16 protein-coding genes are annotated in these 17,930 nt (G+C 51.5%); 1 reads left to right on the top strand and 15 read right to left on the bottom strand.

Features of this window, described 5'->3' with window-relative positions; genetic code table 11:
- Positions 1 to 27: 27 nt before the first annotated feature.
- The 13 genes from FMS18_RS00225 to mraZ all read right to left on the bottom strand — a co-directional run bounded on the left by FMS18_RS00225 (position 28) and on the right by mraZ (position 14,501).
- Positions 28 to 882, bottom strand: coding sequence for an FtsQ-type POTRA domain-containing protein (locus FMS18_RS00225; RefSeq protein ID WP_163291737.1), 855 nt, complete (start codon positions 880 to 882; stop codon positions 28 to 30).
- Complete coding sequence (gene murB / locus FMS18_RS00230; protein ID WP_163291738.1) at positions 879 to 1,751, bottom strand: UDP-N-acetylmuramate dehydrogenase; 873 nt, start codon at positions 1,749 to 1,751, stop codon at positions 879 to 881. The genes FMS18_RS00225 and murB overlap by 4 nt, the downstream gene beginning before the upstream one ends.
- 13 nt (positions 1,752 to 1,764) lie before the next feature.
- A complete protein-coding gene (gene murC / locus FMS18_RS00235) occupies positions 1,765 to 3,177 on the bottom strand; it encodes a UDP-N-acetylmuramate--L-alanine ligase (protein WP_163292244.1) in 1,413 nt (470 codons plus the stop codon).
- Positions 3,178 to 3,230: 53 nt separating this feature from the next.
- Positions 3,231 to 4,313, bottom strand: a complete 1,083-nt coding sequence (murG, locus tag FMS18_RS00240) for an undecaprenyldiphospho-muramoylpentapeptide beta-N-acetylglucosaminyltransferase (protein ID WP_163291739.1) — start codon at positions 4,311 to 4,313, stop codon at positions 3,231 to 3,233.
- Positions 4,313 to 5,428: a putative lipid II flippase FtsW gene (ftsW, locus tag FMS18_RS00245; RefSeq protein WP_163291740.1), complete on the bottom strand. Its 1,116-nt coding sequence runs from the start codon at positions 5,426 to 5,428 to the stop codon at positions 4,313 to 4,315. The genes murG and ftsW overlap by 1 nt, the downstream gene beginning before the upstream one ends.
- On the bottom strand, positions 5,425 to 6,729 hold the full coding sequence (murD, locus tag FMS18_RS00250; protein ID WP_163291741.1) for a UDP-N-acetylmuramoyl-L-alanine--D-glutamate ligase: 1,305 nt from the start codon (positions 6,727 to 6,729) through the stop codon (positions 5,425 to 5,427). Before murD ends, ftsW begins: the two co-directional genes overlap by 4 nt.
- An 8-nt stretch (positions 6,730 to 6,737) precedes the next feature.
- The gene (gene mraY / locus FMS18_RS00255; protein ID WP_163291742.1) at positions 6,738 to 7,817 is read right to left on the bottom strand and encodes a phospho-N-acetylmuramoyl-pentapeptide-transferase; all 1,080 of its coding nucleotides are present in this window, start codon (positions 7,815 to 7,817) and stop codon (positions 6,738 to 6,740) included.
- A complete protein-coding gene (gene murF / locus FMS18_RS00260; protein WP_163291743.1) occupies positions 7,814 to 9,217 on the bottom strand; it encodes a UDP-N-acetylmuramoyl-tripeptide--D-alanyl-D-alanine ligase in 1,404 nt (467 codons plus the stop codon). The genes mraY and murF overlap by 4 nt, the downstream gene beginning before the upstream one ends.
- On the bottom strand, positions 9,214 to 10,674 hold the full coding sequence (locus FMS18_RS00265; RefSeq protein WP_163291744.1) for a UDP-N-acetylmuramoyl-L-alanyl-D-glutamate--2,6-diaminopimelate ligase: 1,461 nt from the start codon (positions 10,672 to 10,674) through the stop codon (positions 9,214 to 9,216). Before FMS18_RS00265 ends, murF begins: the two co-directional genes overlap by 4 nt.
- A 10-nt stretch (positions 10,675 to 10,684) precedes the next feature.
- Positions 10,685 to 12,631, bottom strand: a complete 1,947-nt coding sequence (locus FMS18_RS00270) for a penicillin-binding transpeptidase domain-containing protein (protein WP_163291745.1) — start codon at positions 12,629 to 12,631, stop codon at positions 10,685 to 10,687.
- Positions 12,632 to 12,655: 24 nt separating this feature from the next.
- On the bottom strand, positions 12,656 to 12,934 hold the full coding sequence (locus FMS18_RS00275; protein WP_163291746.1) for a hypothetical protein: 279 nt from the start codon (positions 12,932 to 12,934) through the stop codon (positions 12,656 to 12,658).
- A 6-nt stretch (positions 12,935 to 12,940) separates the two neighbouring features.
- Complete coding sequence (gene rsmH / locus FMS18_RS00280; RefSeq protein WP_163291747.1) at positions 12,941 to 13,915, bottom strand: 16S rRNA (cytosine(1402)-N(4))-methyltransferase RsmH; 975 nt, start codon at positions 13,913 to 13,915, stop codon at positions 12,941 to 12,943.
- A gap of 136 nt (positions 13,916 to 14,051) precedes the next feature.
- Positions 14,052 to 14,501 (bottom strand): division/cell wall cluster transcriptional repressor MraZ, encoded by a 450-nt coding sequence (mraZ, locus tag FMS18_RS00285; protein WP_163291748.1) that lies wholly within the window; start codon positions 14,499 to 14,501, stop codon positions 14,052 to 14,054.
- A gap of 434 nt (positions 14,502 to 14,935) precedes the next feature.
- On the opposite strand from mraZ, the gene FMS18_RS00290 reads away from it, so the two are divergent.
- Positions 14,936 to 15,949 carry an HD-GYP domain-containing protein gene (locus tag FMS18_RS00290; RefSeq protein ID WP_203544473.1) on the top strand — a complete coding sequence of 338 codons (1,014 nt, stop codon included), beginning with the start codon at positions 14,936 to 14,938 and terminating at the stop codon, positions 15,947 to 15,949.
- 106 nt (positions 15,950 to 16,055) lie between these two features.
- Here the strand turns inward: FMS18_RS00290 and FMS18_RS00295 are convergent, their stop codons facing one another.
- Together FMS18_RS00295 and FMS18_RS00300 are read right to left on the bottom strand one after the other, a co-directional pair.
- Positions 16,056 to 16,541: a CBS domain-containing protein gene (locus FMS18_RS00295; RefSeq protein ID WP_163291749.1), complete on the bottom strand. Its 486-nt coding sequence runs from the start codon at positions 16,539 to 16,541 to the stop codon at positions 16,056 to 16,058.
- Between the two features lie 98 nt (positions 16,542 to 16,639).
- On the bottom strand, positions 16,640 to 17,884 hold the full coding sequence (locus FMS18_RS00300; RefSeq protein ID WP_163291750.1) for an HD domain-containing protein: 1,245 nt from the start codon (positions 17,882 to 17,884) through the stop codon (positions 16,640 to 16,642).
- Positions 17,885 to 17,930: the final 46 nt, after the last annotated feature.

Raw genomic sequence — 17,930 nt, forward strand, 5'->3', positions numbered from 1 at the left:
ATTCGGGGGTATTGCCAATTGCGGCAATCATTTCCCGGAACTGCGTTTTTCAACCCAGACCCTGTTTTTCCCGGTTGAAATGACTGCCACGTTCCTGAACTCTCCCCTGTTCTTGAGGTCGTTCCATACTGTGTTCAGGTGTGAAAGCTGTTCTTGCCAGTTGTCCAGACCCAGCAGCACCGTAAGGCCGAGCCTGTCCATAAAAATTTCCATGCGGTTGCCGCCTTTGATGTCGATCCAAGCAATTTGTCCCGGATCAAAGGGCAGTTCCCGTTTGCTGAGCATGTTCATGAATTCCGGCAGTATGGCTGCCTTGTCCATGGCTTCAGATTCGATATTAAGAAACGGCAGAGAGCTGAATTTGCCCGGTGCTACCGGAGCGATAAGCTCGCCGTTGCTGTCGCAATAATAAAGAGCGTCGTTGTGGCGGACCATGAAGCGGGGCTTTTTCTCGCGCACTTGAATCTGCATCTTGCCAGGAAGTTGCCTTCTTACTGCGGCTGATTTGACCCACTGGTTGTCGCTGAGTTTGTTTTCCACTTCGCTGATGTTCACCGCAAGGCTGTTTTTGTTCAGACTCACCTCGGCGATGGAAAGAATTTCCCCGTAGCTCAAACGGTGGTTTCCGCTGACCTTGATATCCTGCAATGCAAAGTAGGGCAGGGCTGTAGCCCAGCGATACCCGGCAAGACAACCGATACCCACAATAGCCAGTACAAGCAGGCAGGCCCCGGAAATGCAGAGCTTGCGCAGCAGCATCCCCAGTGTCTGGGAGAACGACTGCGAAGAATCCTTGCGCTTCTTGGCTTTGTTGCGGCCTGTGCGTTTCTTGCCTGATTTGGCAAGGTTCAGCCTGCTTTTGTTCAGTCCTGCTACGCTCATGACAGTATTATGACCTCCGGCTTTAAAGTGACGCCGAACTTATCAGACACGGCTTCGGTTGCCTGAGACATGAGTTCCAATGCTTGCGCTGCGGTGCCATTCCCTTTGTTTTCAAGGAAGTTGGCATGCATTTCGGAAAAGCCCATGCCGCCGAGGTTTCTGCCTCTGAATCCGGCATCGTCCAGCAGCTTGCCCGCGCTGTAACCTTCCGGATTCTTGAAAACACACCCGGCGGTTTTTGCTGTGACCGGCTGGGTGGCTTTCTTTTTATCAAAAGTATCTTTGATCCTGCTGCGGACTTCTGCTTCAGTTGATGGAGCCAGCTCAAATTCCACTTCCCAGACCAGAAAGAATTCGTCTGTTCCAGTAGAGAAGTGACGGTAGCCCCATTTCAAATTAGCAGCATCTTTCCAGAAAAGTCCTTTTTCCGGGGTCCAGAGCCGGACACGTTTTACGGAAGACTGCATGTCGGTTCCGTATGATCCGGCATTCATGGCGACAGAACCGCCCACGGAGCCGGGAATACCGGCCAGTCCTTCCATGCCGGAAAGACCGTTTTTAATGAGTACTGAAAGCAGTCCCGGCAAACGCATGTCAGCGGGAACACGCACGCTTGTGCCTGATATTTCCGCTTCTGCTTTGCGTTCACAGGCCATTTGTACAAGGGCGAGGTTAAGTTCCCCGTCCCCGGCAAGAATGTTGCTTCCTTCACCGATGGCAAGCAGATCAGAACCTTCGCGCTCTACAAAGCGGGAAAGTTCGTCCAGCCCGGCTTCGTCACGCACCTTAGCCAGAACACGGGCGTTTCCGCCAATGCCTAGTGAGGTGAGCTGAGCCATGCCCGGTTTATGAAGCAGTTCCAGTGTCATATAAATCTTTCCGCTACAAAGCTGTTATTTCTTCCGGTTTGAGAACTTTTTCGCCGTCCTCTTCCAGATATTTTAAAAACTTTTCGCCGACAGTATAAATAGATCCCGCGCCTTGAGTGATGAAAAGGTCACCGGGCTTAAGGATATTGGGCAATTCGTTCTGCATCATTTCAAAGTCCGGGTAAAAGCGGACCTTGGTATCGCTGACCTGCCTGATACCCTGCGCCAGTGACATTCCGTTTACGCCGGGAATGGGGTCTTCGGATGCAGGGTAGATTTCAGTGAGCAGCAGTTCATCGGCCTTTTCAAAGGTCTTACAGAATTCGCCGAACAGGGCCTGTGTGCGGGTGAATCTATGCGGCTGGAAAGCCACAACCAGTCTGCGCTGCGGAAAACAGGACTTGGCGGTCTCAATGGTGGCCTGAATTTCTGCGGGATGGTGACCGTAATCATCCACCACGAGGATTCCTTTGCTCTCACCCTTTTTCTCAAACCTGCGACCTACGCCCATAAAGTTGGAGAGGCCCTGCATAATGGGCTCTTTTGACAGTCCAGATTCAATAGCCACACCGATGGCACCGAGGGCATTGAGCACATTGTGCTTGCCCGGCTGGGCAAGGGAAACTTCGCCCAGAGGTTCATCATCAAGGTAGACCTTGAACAGGGAACGTACTTCGCAGGACAGGATTTCCGCGCGCAGTCTGTTTTCCTTGCCAAGGCCGTAAGTCAAACAAGGACGCTTGATGGAGGGCAGCAACCTCTGCACACCCGGATCATCGCCGCAGACCACATTCATTCCGTAGAAGGGAATTGAGTTCATGAATTTGCGGAATGCTTCATCAATTGCTTCCTGCCCGCCGTAGAAATCAAGGTGGTCTTTGTCCACATTGGTAACCACAGTGATGATGGGCGAGAGGCAGAGGAATGAACCGTCGGATTCATCTGCTTCAGCAATGAGAAACTGTCCGTCACCAAGGCGGGCATTACTGCCGAAGGTATTCAGCCTGCCGCCGATGATGACTGTGGGGTCCAGTTCTGCTTCAGTGAAAATTGTTGCCAGCAACGAGGTGGTTGTAGTCTTTCCGTGGGTTCCAGCTACCGCGATTCCGGTGCGCAACCGCATAAGTTCGGCCAGCATCTCCGCTCTGGGAATTACAGGAATACCCAGTTCGTGGGCTTTGACCAGTTCCGGATTTTCATCGGAAATTGCGGTGGATTTTACCACTACATCGGCATCGGTAACGTTATCCGCACCGTGCCCGATGAAGACCTGTGCTCCCATCTTGAGCAGACGTTTCACAGGCGCACCAGCTGCCAGATCGGAACCTGTCACGGTGAAGCCCATGTTGATCAATACTTCGGCAATGCCGCTCATGCCTGAGCCGCCGATACCGATCATGTGGATGTTGCCGACCCTGCTGCGCATGATGGGACATTCGGCATCCGTTACTAAGGGTACACTAGGTCCTTCTGCTGCGATCATGCTGCACCTCTCACTGTTTTCATTCTAATAATATCTTGGGCGCCATCCGCGATAACGGAGGCCGCATCAGTCCGGGCAAAGGAAAGGGCCTTGCTTCCCATTTCTATGAGCCTGTCCTGATCCGCAATCAGTTTAATAATTTCGTCTGCCAGCCTTTGTCCGTTCAATTTGTTCTGCGGAATAAGTTCAGCCGCGCCCAGATCAGCCAAAGCACGGGCGTTCCCGGTTTGGTGGTCGTGAGTGGCATGCGGAAAGGGGATAAATATGGCTGGCTTACCCGCTGCCGCTACTTCAAAAACAGTGGATGCTCCGGCTCTGCACACAACAAGGGAAGCTTTGGCATATGCTTCGCCCATGTTGTGAATGAACGGGGAGACTGCATCGATATTCATGCCGTTCTCCTCGTATGCCTTGCGGACTTTTTCAAAGTCGGCTTCTCCGGTCTGGTGGCGCAGACTGATGCCTGTTTCTTTCAGCTTGGCAAGTCCGGAGATGACAGCATCGTTAATGGCTGCCGCGCCCTGACTTCCGCCGAAGACCAGAACCGCTTTTTTGTCTGCACATTGGCCGGAACCAATTATCTCTTTACGGACCGGATTGCCCACCACAATAGTTTTAGCTGCGGGGAATGATCCGTTTCTATCCTCAAAGGAGGCGAAAACTTTTTTTACAATCTTGCCCAGAATACGGTTGGTTACTCCGGGAATACTGTTCTGCTCGTGGATTGCTGTGGGGACGCCGAGCATCCATGCTGCCAGTACCGGGCAGAATCCTGCGTATCCGCCGAAGCCGATTACTGCGTCAGGCTTGAAGGATGTAATTTCCTTCAAGGATTTAACCAGCGCGGATACGATCCAGAGCGAACTGAAAACTTTTTTGATGCCACCGCCCAGAACGCCTTTTGCAGGAAGTTCCTTAAAGGGGATTCTCGCCCGCTCAACCATTTTCCGTTCCGGTCCCTTGCCGCCGAGAAAGAGAATCTCGCAGTCGGGAAAGCGGGTTTTGATCTCATCAGCAACGGCCAGTGCAGGGAAAACGTGTCCACCGGTGCCGCCGGTGGTCAGGATGATGCGTTTCATCAGACTTTCCCCCTGGATAAATTAAGGAGGATGCCGGTGCAGATGCAGGAAACCATCAAGCTTGATCCGCCGTAGCTGACGAAAGGCATGGGCACGCCCTTGGGCGGTACGGTTCCCATGACCACAGCAAGGTTCAGGCTGAAGCCCAGAGCCAGCATGATGGTCAGTCCGTAGGCAGTAAAGCGGTCCTGCAAATCATCCTGTGACAGCGCGATTTTAAATCCGCGCCAGACAAGAAAACCGATGACCGCAAATACGGCCAATACGCCGATAAAGCCCAGTTCCTCACCCACAACAGCCATGATGAAGTCGTTGTGTGCTTCGGGGAGGAAGAAAAGTTTCTGTTTACCTGCGCCCAGTCCTTGTCCGAAAACATTACCTGATCCGAAAGCGTAAAGAGATTGTACTAACTGGTACCCTTCTTCATGTGCGGACTTGAAAGGATCAATGAATGCGGTCATGCGTTTGAGCCTGTACGGAGAACTGGTGATGAGCATGTATCCGGCACCACCAGCGAAAACCAGTGAAGTCAGCAGATAGCTGACCCGTGTTCCGCCCACAAGACTCATGAAGAAAAGGATCATGCACAAGAAGACTGAGCCTCCAAAGTCCGGCTGCATCATCAGCAAAAGACAGAGTGCTCCGGTAATGGCGTACGGAGGCAAAAAGCCTACACTGAAGGTCTTAATAAGCTCCTGCTTGCGGGAGAAGAAATAAGCCAGATAAAGAACCAGTGCGGGTTTGCAAAACTCAAGCGGCTGAATACGCAACGGGCCTAATGCGATCCAGCGTTTAGCTCCGCCAGCTGCCACTGAGAGTGGTGAAAAATCGCAAAGAAGCAAAAGCACGAAAGCAGCCATGAGCCAGACGTAGACCATGTTGTAGAAAAAGGCCTTGGGCAGACGGGAGCAGATGTACATCATGCAGGTTCCGGCCACGAGAAATACCGCCTGCTTCTTGAAGAAGAGGTATTTGTCGTCAAAGAAACGCTCGGCCATGATTCCACTGGCGGAAAGGACCATCATCAGTCCGAAGCAGGCCAGCAGCAGTGCCGCAGCCAGCAGCCAGTAATCTAACCGTTCAGGTTTGCCGGAGAGGTTCTTTTTCTTATTCAAGACAGTTCCTCCATGATTCGCTTAAAATCATCGCCTCTGGCAGGGTACCCGGTATAAGCGTCAAAGCTTGCTGTTGCCGGGGAAAGCAGGATGGTATCGCCTGCTTTGGAGTTTGCAAAAAGTTCGCGCACGGCCTTTTCAAGGTTTTCGTGCCATGAAATTATAAATTCATCTTTGAGAGCAGGTTCGAAATGTTCACGTCCTGCTCCGAATAATCCCACTTCGGCTACTTTGCCGCGCATTGCCGGGATTATTTCGCGCACATCACCGCCCTTGAATACGCCGCCAAGCAGCAAACGGACCGGACCCTCAAAACTGTTCAGGGCTGCGCGGACTGCATCAAGGTTGGTGCCTTTGGAGTCGTTTATAAAGCGGACGCCGTCCACAGAACCGAGATCCTGAATGCGGTGCGGTTTGCCGACGAAAGTTTTAAGTCCGGCTTCAAACTCTTCACGGTCCAGCCCTATTTTCTCCAGTGCCAGCCATGCCGCTTCCATGTTGAGGCAGTTGTGTTTGCCGGGAAGATTGGGCTGTTCGTCAAAGCTGGAGCCGTCAAACCATTTGACCTCAGCCTTGGTGAAACTGGACGGATCAAGTTCGTCTCTCATGTGCGCGGGCAGGATAGCCAGTTCATCTTCGCTCTGGCGTTCAAAAATTTTGAGCTTAGCTGCAAGGTACTCGTCCATGTCCTCATGGTAGTTGAGGTGGTTGGGCGCGATATTGAGCAGGATAGCGGCCTGCGGTCTGAACAAGCGGCAGTTCTGGAGCTGAAAGCTGGAAACTTCAAGGACCAGCACGTCGGCCTTTTCATCATTGGCGATGAACTCGGAAAGGGGCGTGCCGTAATTGGCCCCGGCGAATGCTTTACGTCCGGCCTGTTCCAGAATGTGCTTGATCAGCGCGGTGGTGGTTGTTTTGCCGTTGGTTCCGGTGATGGCAATCTTGGGTTCATTGGCGAACCATGAAGCCAGTTCAAGCTCGGAAATGATGGCCCGTTCCGGTAGGTTACCGATAAACGGTGCAATTTTGCGGGCCGGAATACCGGGGCTGGCAACAATCACATCGGCCCCGGCGAATTGCTCTTCGCAGAACGGTCCGGTCATCAGCTGGGCGTCAGGTCCGAGACCTTCAAGGATGTCTTTGCTCAGGTCTTCATTGCTGTCCATAATGCGCACGGTAGCCTTGAGCTTGTGCAGCAGTTTTGCTGCGGCAAGGCCTGATCTTCCGGCTCCGGCGACAATTGCCAACCTTCCGGTGAACATGCGGGTCGAGGTGACCTGTTCTACAAATGTGCTGTCCATAACATCCTTTACCTGATCTTCAGGGTACTCAGGGCCATAAGGGCCATTAATATAGAGATGACCCAGAACCTGATTACAATTTTAGATTCCGGAATTCCCTTGTGTTCAAAGTGGTGGTGCAGCGGTGCCATGCGGAAAATTCGCTTGCCGCCGCTGACCTTGAAATAACTAACCTGCATGATTACTGAGATGGTCTCGAAGACGAAAACCCCGCCGACAATGATCAGCAGTAATTCCTGTTTGCAGAGTACGGCGACAAAACCGAGCACGCCGCCGATGCTGAGTGATCCCACATCACCCATAAAAAGCTGCGCCGGATAGGCGTTGTACCAGAGGAAACCAAGTCCTGCGCCCACAAGTGCGCCGCAGAAGACGGTGACCTCACCCACGCCGGGAACATGAGGCACATTTAGATAACTGGCCATGCCCACGTGTCCGGCAATGTAAATGAAAAATGCATAACAGGTGGCACTGGTGATGGAAGGCCCGATAGCCAGCCCGTCCAGTCCATCCGTTAAGTTGACTCCGTTGGAAGCTCCGATCATGACCAGCAGGGCGAAAGGCAGATACATCCAGCCGAGGTTCGGGGTAAAATTCTTAAAAAATGGTACCGCCAGTTCAGTAGAATAAGCGGGTTGCATGATCAGCAACCCTACTGCTGTCCCGGCTACCAGCAACTGGCCGAAAAGTTTTGCTTTAGCGGAAATGCCCTTGTTTTGCTTACCCTTGATCTTGGTGTAGTCGTCCACAAAACCAACCAGCCCGAATCCGGCAAAGACCAGCATGGTCAGCCAGACGTAAATGTTGGTCAGGTCAGCCCAGAGCAGGGTGGAAACCAGTACACCGAATCCCAGCAGCAACCCGCCCATGGTCGGAGTTCCGGCCTTGCATTTGTGCATTTCGCCTACTTCGTCCTGAATGTACTGACCGCATTTTATTTTCTGCAACCAGCGCATCATAATGGGGCCGAGTACAATGGTAATAACCAGTGCAGTGAGCAGGGCGTAGATGGACCTGAAAGTAATGTAGCGGAACACATTCAGGATACCGAGTTGAGCACTCAGGGGGACTAGAAAATGATAGATCATACTTTGTTTCCTCCGGTCTCCCCATTGATGTCATTGTTAAGTGCGTGGAAGTAATCTTCCATGCGGCAGGACCTCGACCCTTTAAAGAGGACTACCGCATCGCTGAGACCCAGTTCATTAATTCCATTCAAAAATTCAGCAGGTTTGTTCACCGGAACCAAGGTAGATCCGTTGGTATTGGAGGCTACTTCGGCGTAGTGTATGCCATGGTAAAAAGTTGCGTCCGGCTTTGTTGCGGCGATCTTGGTGCCAAGGTCGCAATGTGCGCATCCGGCTTCTTCGCCCAGTTCCAGCATATCGCCCAGTACCAATACCAGCGGCCTTTCTCCGGCAATGCGTTTGGCAGTGTCGATGGCCCGGTTCATGGATAATGGATTGGCGTTGTAGGAGTCGTCGATAAGTGTCCATTTGCCGTGGGTGTGGCAGTGGAATCTTTGTTTGGGCAGTTCTACTGTTGCCAGTCTTTCGGCAATTTCAGTCAGTTCCATGCCAAGCTGGTGAGCGGCGCAGGTTACGGCGGCTGCGTTTTCCGCAAAGTGGGAACCGCAGGTGGGCAGGACAACTTCAGCTGTTTCTTCCCCGGCCTTGATTAGAAATCTTCCGGAACCGTCAGGCAGGGTGTGTAGCAGGGTGCTGTAATATTCTGCATTTTCATCCTGAGAGGAAAAAGCAACGGGCGTGGTGATTTCATTTGCTGCCTTCCAGAGCAGCTCATGATCCTTGCAGCACAGGGCTTTGCCTTCGGGACGGATGTATTTGAAAAGTGATGATTTCTGAACAGCCACATTTTCCAGTGAACCCAGTCCTTCAAGATGTGCGGGACCGATGTTGTGGACAATTGCCATGTCCGGCTGGGCAATAGGGCCAAGTTCACCCATATCGTGAGGCAGGCTGATGCCAAGCTCCATAACCCAGTAAGTCTCCTCTCCGGTTGCTTCAAGCATGGAAAGGGGCAGGCCTAGCTGGTTGTTCAGGTTCATGAAATTTTTATGTACGGACCCAGTTCCAGATCCATCGCCGGAAAGTACGTGGGCCAGCATTTCTTTTACGGTTGTTTTGCCTGCCGAACCAGTAACGGCGATCATGCGGGCCTTTGATTTCATACGCCAGTATGTGGCAACCCGTCCGAGGGCCTGAACAGTATCGCGAACCATGATGATCGGCTTCTCTGCGAGTTCGGGCATGAATTGGGAAACAACAACCGCAACCGCCCCGGCTTCAAGAGCCGCTTCGGCAAAGTTGTGGCCGTCGAAATTTTCCCCTTCAATGCAGAAGAAGACATCGCCTTTACCTACCAGCCTGCTGTCAATGCGCACGGCTGCTATATCGATGTCTGCCGCAGAGGGTAGATCACTGCTCCCCATGAGCTGTTCTTCGAGTTCAGACAAAGTCAGCTTCACCCGTAAATCTCCTTGATCGCCTTTGAAACTTCTTCGCTGTCGCTGAAGTTCCGTTTTTCCGTTCCGATAATCTGATATGTTTCATGGCCCTTGCCAGCGATGAGCAGCACGTCGTCCTTGGTCATTTCCACAACCGCTTTTCTGATGGCCTCGGCGCGGTCAACTTCTTCAATGATGTGATCGCACCCTTTGAGGCCGGGGCGTACATCTTCAATAATCTGCATGGGATCTTCGGTGCGCGGGTTGTCCGAGGTCAGCACTGCCACATCGGAATAACGGCAGGCTGCTTCAGCCATGAGCGGACGTTTGGCCCGATCGCGGTCTCCACCGCAGCCGAACACACTGATGACCCTGCTGAAATCAAGATCCTTGAGGGTACGCAGAACGTTGTCCAGTGCATCCGGGGTGTGGGCGTAATCCACGAAAATATTGAGTCCCTGATCGTTACGGACCCGCTCAAGCCTGCCGGGAACACCGTCAAACTCTTTAAACACGTCCATCTGTTCCGGGCTGAGCCCCATATGCAGACCGATGGCCTGTGCTGCCAGCAGGTTGGAACCGTTGAACTTACCGATAAGGTCGGTTTCGATTTCCCACTGCTCACCGTCACAGGTCATTTTGAGACGCATGCCTTCTCCGGAGCAGGAGACCATTTCCCCGCACAGGGATTTGCAGCCGGTGGCGCAGCTTTGATCCATGCCGTAACCGATTGCCGGGGAATAGCATTCCAGCAGCCGTCTGCCGAAAGGGTCATCAAAGTTGATGATGCCCCGTTTGAGTGCGCTGGGATAATGCTGGAAGAGCAGACATTTGGCTTTGAAATATTCTTCCATGTCTCCGTGGTAATCGAGATGGTCCTGTGTGACGTTGGTGATTACCGCGGCGTCAAAGCTGAGTCCGCAGACCCTGTTCTGGTGCAATGCATGCGAAGATACTTCCATCACAGCCACTTCAACGCCTGCTTCAGCCATTTTGGCGAGCATTTCATGCAGTTGCCAGCAGCCGGGTGTTGTCAGCGGTGCTTCCTGTTCATATCCGGGCCAGCGGTAGCTTACTGTGCCGATTACGCCCACTTTCATTCCGGAGGAAGAAAGCAGCTGTTCGATCAGGTAAGTTGTGGTGGTCTTGCCGTTGGTTCCGGTTATGCCCACCAGCTTGATTTTACTGTCAGCTGTTTTGAAATAGGTCATGGCCAGTTCACCCAGAGCTTCACGGGGGGAGGGGTGGGTGATCAGCTCGGCGGAACCGGTTGCTACATCTTGCTCACAAATAATATAGGCGGCACCGTTCTCAAGTGCCTGCGCTACGAAATCAGCACCATCACGAAGAGGCCCTGAGATGGCGACAAATAAATCACCTTCGCAGACTTCCCGTGAATCTGTACGGACCATCAATCCTTCGCTGACCTTGGCGAGGAGTGCGTCCCATTTGGTTTTGTTCAGTACTGTTTTCGACATAAAATTTCCTTTAAGAAACCCAGAGAACCATTTCCGCTTTCTTGTCCTCAGGCCATTTGTCGCCTGCGGCAGGAAGCTGTTTGGTAACTGTCATCCCCTGACCTTTCAGTGTGGGGACAAATCCTTTCTGGACCAATATTTCAATTGCCCTGCGAATGGGCATTCCTTTTAAATCAGGGACCTTGTCCCCGGACGCGCTGATCTTAAACGGGGTAGCCCGCAAAGCCTTCTTGGGCATTGCTGTGAAAGTCTGTCCCGCAGCCATGACCGGTGTCGGCTTACGATGTTCCGGAAGCTTGCCGTAGTAAGCCAGAGTCTGGGTCATGATCTTTTTCACCGCCGGGGCTGCTACAGTGCTGCCGTAATGGTTAGGCTTAGGATCATCAACCATCATGTAGACGATGTAATCCGGGTTGTATCCCGGAACCAAAGCTACAAAGGAAGCGATGTATTCAGTGCCGTATCCGCCTTTGCTGTGTGCTTTCTGGGCGGTTCCGGTTTTGCCCGCAACGGTGGTCCCGCTGATTCTGGCTTTGCGTCCGGTTCCGTCGTCCTGCACAACTTCGCGCATCATGGAGAGGACTTTTTCCGCTACTTCAGCACTGAAGATGCGCTTGGGTGCTTCATCCTGCTCGGAGCGGGGGTATTGCACCAAGTTGAGAGGCTTTTCAAGCCCTTTGTTGGCAAGAGTCAGATAAGCTTTTGCCATCTGTACTGTTGTTACCCCGACTCCCTGCCCGAATGATCCGGCAGCAAGGTCGATTTCATTCCACTTGGCGGCCGGGCGGATCAAGCCTTTGCGGTCACCGGGAATGGGCAGTCCGGTTCTGTGTCCGAATCCAAGATCGCTGATGAATTTATGGAAGTTCTGCACTCCCAATTCCAGACCGATTTTGGCACATCCTATGTTGCTTGAATAACGCAGGATTTTATGCACCGGGAGCCACCCTTCCTTATGGGTGTCCTTGATGTACTTGCCGTTGATCTTCCAGCGTCCGTTTTCACAGTCAAAGAGCTTTTCCGGGGTTACTACCTTGTGTTCCAGAGCAGCAGCCATGAGGAACGACTTAAAGGTTGATCCCGGTTCATAAACGTCAAGAGCCGCACGGTTCCTCCAGATATTGGGGGAGCTGGTGCGGAAAATATTAGGGTTGAAGCGCGGGCAGTTGGCAACAGCCAGAATATCGCCGCTTGCAACTTCAACAACTATGGCGGAACCCCATCTGCCGTTGTATTTCTTCACCGCTTCGGCCAGAGCATTCTCTGTTACCGATTGCAGGTGTGAATCAATGGTCAGGTGGATGTCCTTGCCGCGGACGTCCATTTCACGGCCCATGGCATCAAGGTACAGCCTGCGCCCGGAGGCATCGCGCTGCACAACGAACTGTGCCTTGCGTCCGGCAAGGCGGTCGTTAAATTTCTTTTCAAGTCCTTCAAGTCCGTTGCCGTCGATCCCGGAAAAACCGAGCAGTTGTCCTGCAAGGTAGTTGTTGGGATAAAGCCTTACGTATTCTGTGGTCAGGTATACGCCGGGCAGGTCGGCCTTCACAATTTTCTGGGCAATGCGGTCATTGAGCTGACGCTTGATCCAGATGAAGTTCGACTTGCGGGACAATTTTTTTCTCAGCTTCGCCTGCGGGATGCCGAGAATTTTCGAAAGCTTATAAGCTGTGCCGTCCACATCGGTAACCTTGACCGGGCGGATGTACACGGAAGAAGCTTCCACACTGGTTGCCAGCAGGTTGCCGTTGCGGTCATAAATGGAGCCGCGTTCACCGCGTTCCAGTTCCGCAGCAAGGTGCTGGCGGGAAACCATGCGTGAAAGATCAGCTCCCTTGAACAATTGCAGCCATGCCGCTCTGCCCAAAAGACCTGTCCATACAAGGGCGAAAAGGACCATGACGAAGAGCAGCTTTGTTCTGCTCGCCTTCAGGCTTTCTTTTTTCCTTTTAGCCATTGCTTGGGGCTCCCTGTTATTCAGCTATGGTTTCGGTCTTCTTATTTGCCCTTGTGAGGCCGGTCCGAAACCGTATTTTTTTGCCAGCTCCCTCAATCTTATTGGAGAGAGCAGATTGTTTCTTTCTACTTCCAGCTTTGCGGCCAGAGCTTCCTGTTCATCGAGCCGTTTTTCCATACGTCTCAGGTCGTAGGCTTTGTCGACCCGCTCGATGTTCAGCCAGACCGAGACCAGCCCTAGTATGAGTGCCGATCCCATGGTCAGGGTCAGGGCCATGGCTATTCCTTTGGAATCAGCTTTCATGGCCGTTTATCCGTCCTCCCCGGTCCTTTCGGCTACGCGGAGTTTTGCGCTGCGGCTGCGGGTGTTGACTTCCATCTCTTCCTCGGTGGGAAGGACAGGCTTTTTGGTCAGCACGTTCATCAGCTTAACTTTCCCGCAGGTGCACATGGGCTGCATGGGCGGGCAGTCGCAGCTTTGCGATTGGGCTTTGAAGGTTTTCTTTACGATGCGGTCTTCCAAAGAATGGAAGGATATGATCGCAACCCTCGCGCCGGGACTGAGTCTTTCCGGAATCCGGTCAAGAAAAGTTTTTAACTCTTCAAGTTCGGAGTTCACGGCAATACGCAATCCCTGAAAAGTTTTTGTCGCCGGATGAGTTCGGGACAATGCCTTGCGTTTGGCCGGATAAGCCTTCTCCACAATGGAGGCCAGTTGCAGGGTGGTGGTAATTTTTTCTTCTTCCCGGGCTGCGATGATCGCTTTGACGATCTTGGAAGCCAGCGGTTCTTCACCGTACAGTTTCAAAATCCTGCTCAGATCTGAATAGGAGCCTTTATTAACTATAGAAGAAGCCGGGGGCATTCCGCCTGCCGGGTCCATACGCATGTCCAGCGGTCCGTCCTTAATGAAACTGAACCCGCGCTCGGCATGGTCCAGATGGAGGGAGGATACGCCGAGATCAAGAACAACGCCGTCAACGGTGTCCCAGCCCAGTTCATTGAGGGCCGCTTCAAACTTGCTGAAAGCAAGGTGGAACCTGTGTGCGCGCTCACCGAAAGGTGCAAGCCGTTCTCCTGCCAGTTCTAGTGCCTGTTCGTCCCGGTCAAGTCCGGCCAGTTCGGCTCCTTCGCCTGCGGCTTTAAGGATTGCACTGGAATGCCCGGCCATGCCGAGGGTTCCGTCAAGGTAGCGGCCTCCGGGTTTAGGAGCCAGCCAGTCGATGACTTCGTTCAGCAGGACGGATGTGTGGACCTGTTCAGGCTTTAATTTCTTGCTTTCCATAATTTCCTGATCCAAAACATTTGTCGGTTTTGACCGTAACTCTGGGGGGAGCATGGTAAACCAATGGCGGTTTTGAAAATCAAGTTTAAAAAATCAGTATGTAGATGCGTCAGTGGCGCGAAACAGCAAAAACAGGCTAGAACGGGAGTTCAACTCCGCATTCAGCCAATTCATCGGAGACATCATCAAAATCCTGTTCAAGCAGGGCTTCGAATTCCCGCTTGTCCCAGATTTCAAATCTGTCGCCTACTCCGGCAAGGACCACGTCCTTGTCCAGCTTGCCGCTTTTTCGCAGATAGGAAGGAATGGTGATTCTGCCCTGTTTGTCGAGGCAGACTTCTTCGGAACCTGAAATGATTATTCGGATGAAATTTCTGAGCTTCCGGCTGGGGCTTTTGATACTTGTGAGTTTTTCCTCAAGTATTGCCCAGTCCGGTGGTGTGAAGCCGACTATGTTTCCTTCGAAAATAGTTAATGTCACGCGACCGTCCGGGGAATCAGAATAAACCTGATCCCGGTACTCCGGTGTAAGCATCAGTCTGCCTTTGGCATCCATGCTGCGATGTGCGTGACCTCTGAACTTCATTTTTTTACCACTCAATCACACAGATTTACCACCAATTCCCCCCGTCTCACCACCTGTGTGTGAAAATAGGGAAAAAGTCAAGGCCCCTCAATGAAATAACAGGGTCGAAAACAGGCTGTTTTCAATGGTTCGGAAGGTTTTTGCCTGTCCTAAAAGCTTATATATACGGAGTTTAGAAAGAATTAATAAATGAACAAAAAAAGTTTATCTTTTTTTTAAAAATAATAGATAAAAATTGGAACCTGTCAGACACAGGCTTCACGAATATGGATATGAGTGCTATAGGGCAATTGAAAACAAAGATTCGGTTCCTTTTTATCCAATAAGATCCCGCAGGGGGGAACTTTGGGTGGGAATTTTTGTTTCGTACATATTTCTACTTACTAACTCTAATTATTTCAGTCGTTTATAAGAGATGGGGATAAGGTTGAACTATGAATGCAAAAGGTAGAATGGATGTTCCCGATGGTTTGAACGAGGAATATTACCAGATCAGTCCCGATATTCTTCAGAGTTTCAATAAGTTCAGGCCGCCTCTCGATATTTTTATGTTCATGGAGGAAGTGGGCCGAATCGCGCCTTACTACAAGGTGGGAGGAAGGCTGAGCAAGGAGCAGATTGAGCAGCTTGCCGGATTGGTTAAAGAAGGTCTTATCTTTGTTTCCCGTAAGGACCACCCGGTATACGTAAAGCATATCGCTTATCAGCTGGACCTCGTGCTTATTGACCGCAACCTTAAGGAAAGCGAGATTGCGGATATTTTTATGGAAGCCCTGACCATGCGCATGAGTGAGTTTCTGGATCAGCCTGTTGCGGCTGTTACCGATAAGCTCTGGACCGATCTGATGGTTCTTACTGAATATCTGTGGAATGATCCCTACCGGATCAAGGCTCTTGCCAAGAGGCTGCACAAGGAGCACACCCTTGCTCAGCATAGTGTGAATTGCGGAGTACTTGCCCTTGCAATTTTTATCCGCATGAAAGGCAAAAATTTTGCCAGCGGGGATATCAGCCGTACCCATTTTGATCGGTTGACCGCCGGATTTTTCCTGCACGATATGGGTATGAGCAAGATTCCTCTGTTTATTCGTGAAAAGCCTAAGCCGCTGACCACGGATGAGCGTCAGAAAGTGGATAAACATCCCATGCTCGGCTATGAAATGCTCAGCAAACTCGACCTTAAATATAAGGAGATCGAGGCTTGCGTTATTGAGCATCATGAAAGGTTGACCGGCAAAGGGTATCCCCAGAAAAAATCCGGCCGTGAGATCAGTCAGCTGGGTCGCATTATCGCCGCAATCGATTCGTATTGCGCCATGATTACCAAGCGTCCTTTTGCTGAAGGAATTGATCCGCTCAAGGCTGCCACTGCCATTTCACAAGACAAGGGTTATGACCCGGAAGTCACCAAGAATATCCAGGCTTGGGCACTTACTTTGAAGAAATAGATTTATTTCATAAGCAATAAAAACGGCCCTGTTTCCATAAAAGAAGCAGGGCCGTTTTTATTATGATAACAGATTGTTACACGAAGCGGCGAAGCAGAAATGTAATTTAAAATTGCTGAACCAGATCGCGGGTGACTTCGCGATACACGTCGCTTAGCAGTACTACGCCGATGATGTTTCCGCCTTCCTGCACCAGTGCCCAGGTTCTTTTCTTTTTGCGGAAAATTTCCAGTACAACCAGCATGGGGTCGGTGGGTTTGAGAATCGCAACGTCTTCTTCGATGTGACCATCAAGTGCTGCGGAGCAGCATGCAGTTCCGGCCCTTTTGAAGGCCCGGTCCCAATCCGCTTCTTCGGACAGGCTCAGGTCTTCGTCTTTAAGCACCAGATCTTCTACCGCCTTGAGCATGGTCCAGATGGAGACCACTCCGCGCAGGGAACCGTTTTTCTTTTTCACTACCACAATATGGTTGTCCGGTGCTTCCTTCATGCTGTCCCGGAGAGAGCGTACCGCCTCGGAAAGGCTTGCGGATTCATCAATTGTGGAAAATTCTTCATTCATTATATCCCATGCTCTTTTTCTCAGCAGCATCGACTTCTCCTTTTGAACTTAATTAGCGGTTGAACAAATTCAGCTGGTAATCATTCACCATAGTTAAACCATATTTCACGAATTCATGCAAAAGCGGATTACTCAAAGTCCGCCAGCAGCGGGCCCACGTGGATTCCGGCGACTACCGGATCTTCCATGTAGCTTTGGCTGATGCGCCAGTACGCCTGATGCAGATGCGGGGAAGTAATCCCGTTTTGCAGGGCGTTATACGCTTCCATGAAGGCGGCAAGATGGTCGCAGAGCTTGAGCAGCTCCCCGTCTTTGGGATCATAGGAATCGTCATTGTACCGGGCATCGAGTGCTTCAGTGGATATCTTTTTTGCAAAACCGCCGACCATGGCTGCGGCGTCGAATTCCGACCCTGTGTCCACCCCGAGGAAATATCCTAACCTATCTGCTATCTGGTCGTACCCGTTTTCCTTAAGCGGGGCCATAATCCGTCTTTCCATTTCCTGATCTTCGTATTCCCTGATCAGCTCGCCGATGGTGGGATCTGACTTTTTGACCGGGGAGATTATGTCGCGGGTCAGCAGTTCCGGGATGTCGTGGAAGAGCCCTGCAAAAAAATTATTTTGTTTTCGGGACTGACAGGCCCCTTTTTCAAGGCTGAAAAACCATGCAAAGGTGGCCACAATGAATACATGTCCAAGTACAGAGGTTTCCGGTATGCGCGGAGTCTGGGACCAGCGGGTCTGAAAACGCAGCCGCCCGCAAAGGTCGGCGAATCTGCCCAGGGGCGTTGATTCCGAATTCAGTAACTCGTTTACACCTTCAAGGTCGGAATAGGATTTTAAACGGTCAATGAAATTTTGTTCAATTCCGGTAAGTTCATCGTCCGGTTGGTTGAGATGCTTAAGCAGCTTGAATTCGGAATAGCTGGCATACATGTGCGAGGCATCTAAAATCTGACGTGAAAGAGAGTTCTCATCCGGGTTAAGGTGGTATTCTGTCAGTCTTTCCAAAAACTCTTTACCCAGCGGCATTAGGCGCGGTCTGAGTTGCTTAAGGACCCACTTGGACAGTTTATGGTAATGTTCGGGATTTTCTTTAATGCGGTAGAAAACCGGAGGCTTGATATCGGTAATGACCATGCGGAAGAGGTATTCGAAGATTCCGCCTTCAACTATTTCATTGCCCAGCCTGATTCTTTCTCTCGGCTCCAGCTTGTCTCCATTGAGGACGAAGAGAATCCATGCGGCGATCATTTTGTGGGCCTGCTTGTCCACTTCCACCAGTTCCATGGGCCGGAGCTTGTCGTTCCATCTTTTCATGAATGAACCGGAAAAAATCAGCTGGAGCAGGCTTTTGCGAATTATGGGCATTGGAGTTTTCCTTGCGTCTGTTTTATCCGGTGGTGGTTTTATATAT

This window comes from Desulfovibrio sp. JC022, assembly GCF_010470665.1.
Taxonomy (GTDB): domain Bacteria; phylum Desulfobacterota; class Desulfovibrionia; order Desulfovibrionales; family Desulfovibrionaceae; genus Maridesulfovibrio.

Coding starts and splice junctions, on each gene's coding strand:
- mraZ (WP_163291748.1), bottom strand. CDS start 14,501: ATGAAGTTCAGAGGTCACGCACATCGCAGCATGGATGCCAAAGGCAGA.
- mraY (WP_163291742.1), bottom strand. CDS start 7,817: ATGATCTATCATTTTCTAGTCCCCCTGAGTGCTCAACTCGGTATCCTG.
- FMS18_RS00270 (WP_163291745.1), bottom strand. CDS start 12,631: ATGGCTAAAAGGAAAAAAGAAAGCCTGAAGGCGAGCAGAACAAAGCTG.
- murC (WP_163292244.1), bottom strand. CDS start 3,177: ATGCGCAGCAGGGTCGGCAACATCCACATGATCGGTATCGGCGGCTCA.
- murD (WP_163291741.1), bottom strand. CDS start 6,729: ATGGACAGCACATTTGTAGAACAGGTCACCTCGACCCGCATGTTCACC.
- FMS18_RS00265 (WP_163291744.1), bottom strand. CDS start 10,674: ATGTCGAAAACAGTACTGAACAAAACCAAATGGGACGCACTCCTCGCC.
- FMS18_RS00300 (WP_163291750.1), bottom strand. CDS start 17,884: ATGCCCATAATTCGCAAAAGCCTGCTCCAGCTGATTTTTTCCGGTTCA.
- FMS18_RS00295 (WP_163291749.1), bottom strand. CDS start 16,541: ATGCTGCTGAGAAAAAGAGCATGGGATATAATGAATGAAGAATTTTCC.
- murG (WP_163291739.1), bottom strand. CDS start 4,313: ATGAAACGCATCATCCTGACCACCGGCGGCACCGGTGGACACGTTTTC.
- FMS18_RS00275 (WP_163291746.1), bottom strand. CDS start 12,934: ATGAAAGCTGATTCCAAAGGAATAGCCATGGCCCTGACCCTGACCATG.
- murB (WP_163291738.1), bottom strand. CDS start 1,751: ATGACACTGGAACTGCTTCATAAACCGGGCATGGCTCAGCTCACCTCA.
- FMS18_RS00225 (WP_163291737.1), bottom strand. CDS start 882: ATGAGCGTAGCAGGACTGAACAAAAGCAGGCTGAACCTTGCCAAATCA.
- rsmH (WP_163291747.1), bottom strand. CDS start 13,915: ATGGAAAGCAAGAAATTAAAGCCTGAACAGGTCCACACATCCGTCCTG.
- FMS18_RS00290 (WP_203544473.1), top strand. CDS start 14,936: ATGAATGCAAAAGGTAGAATGGATGTTCCCGATGGTTTGAACGAGGAA.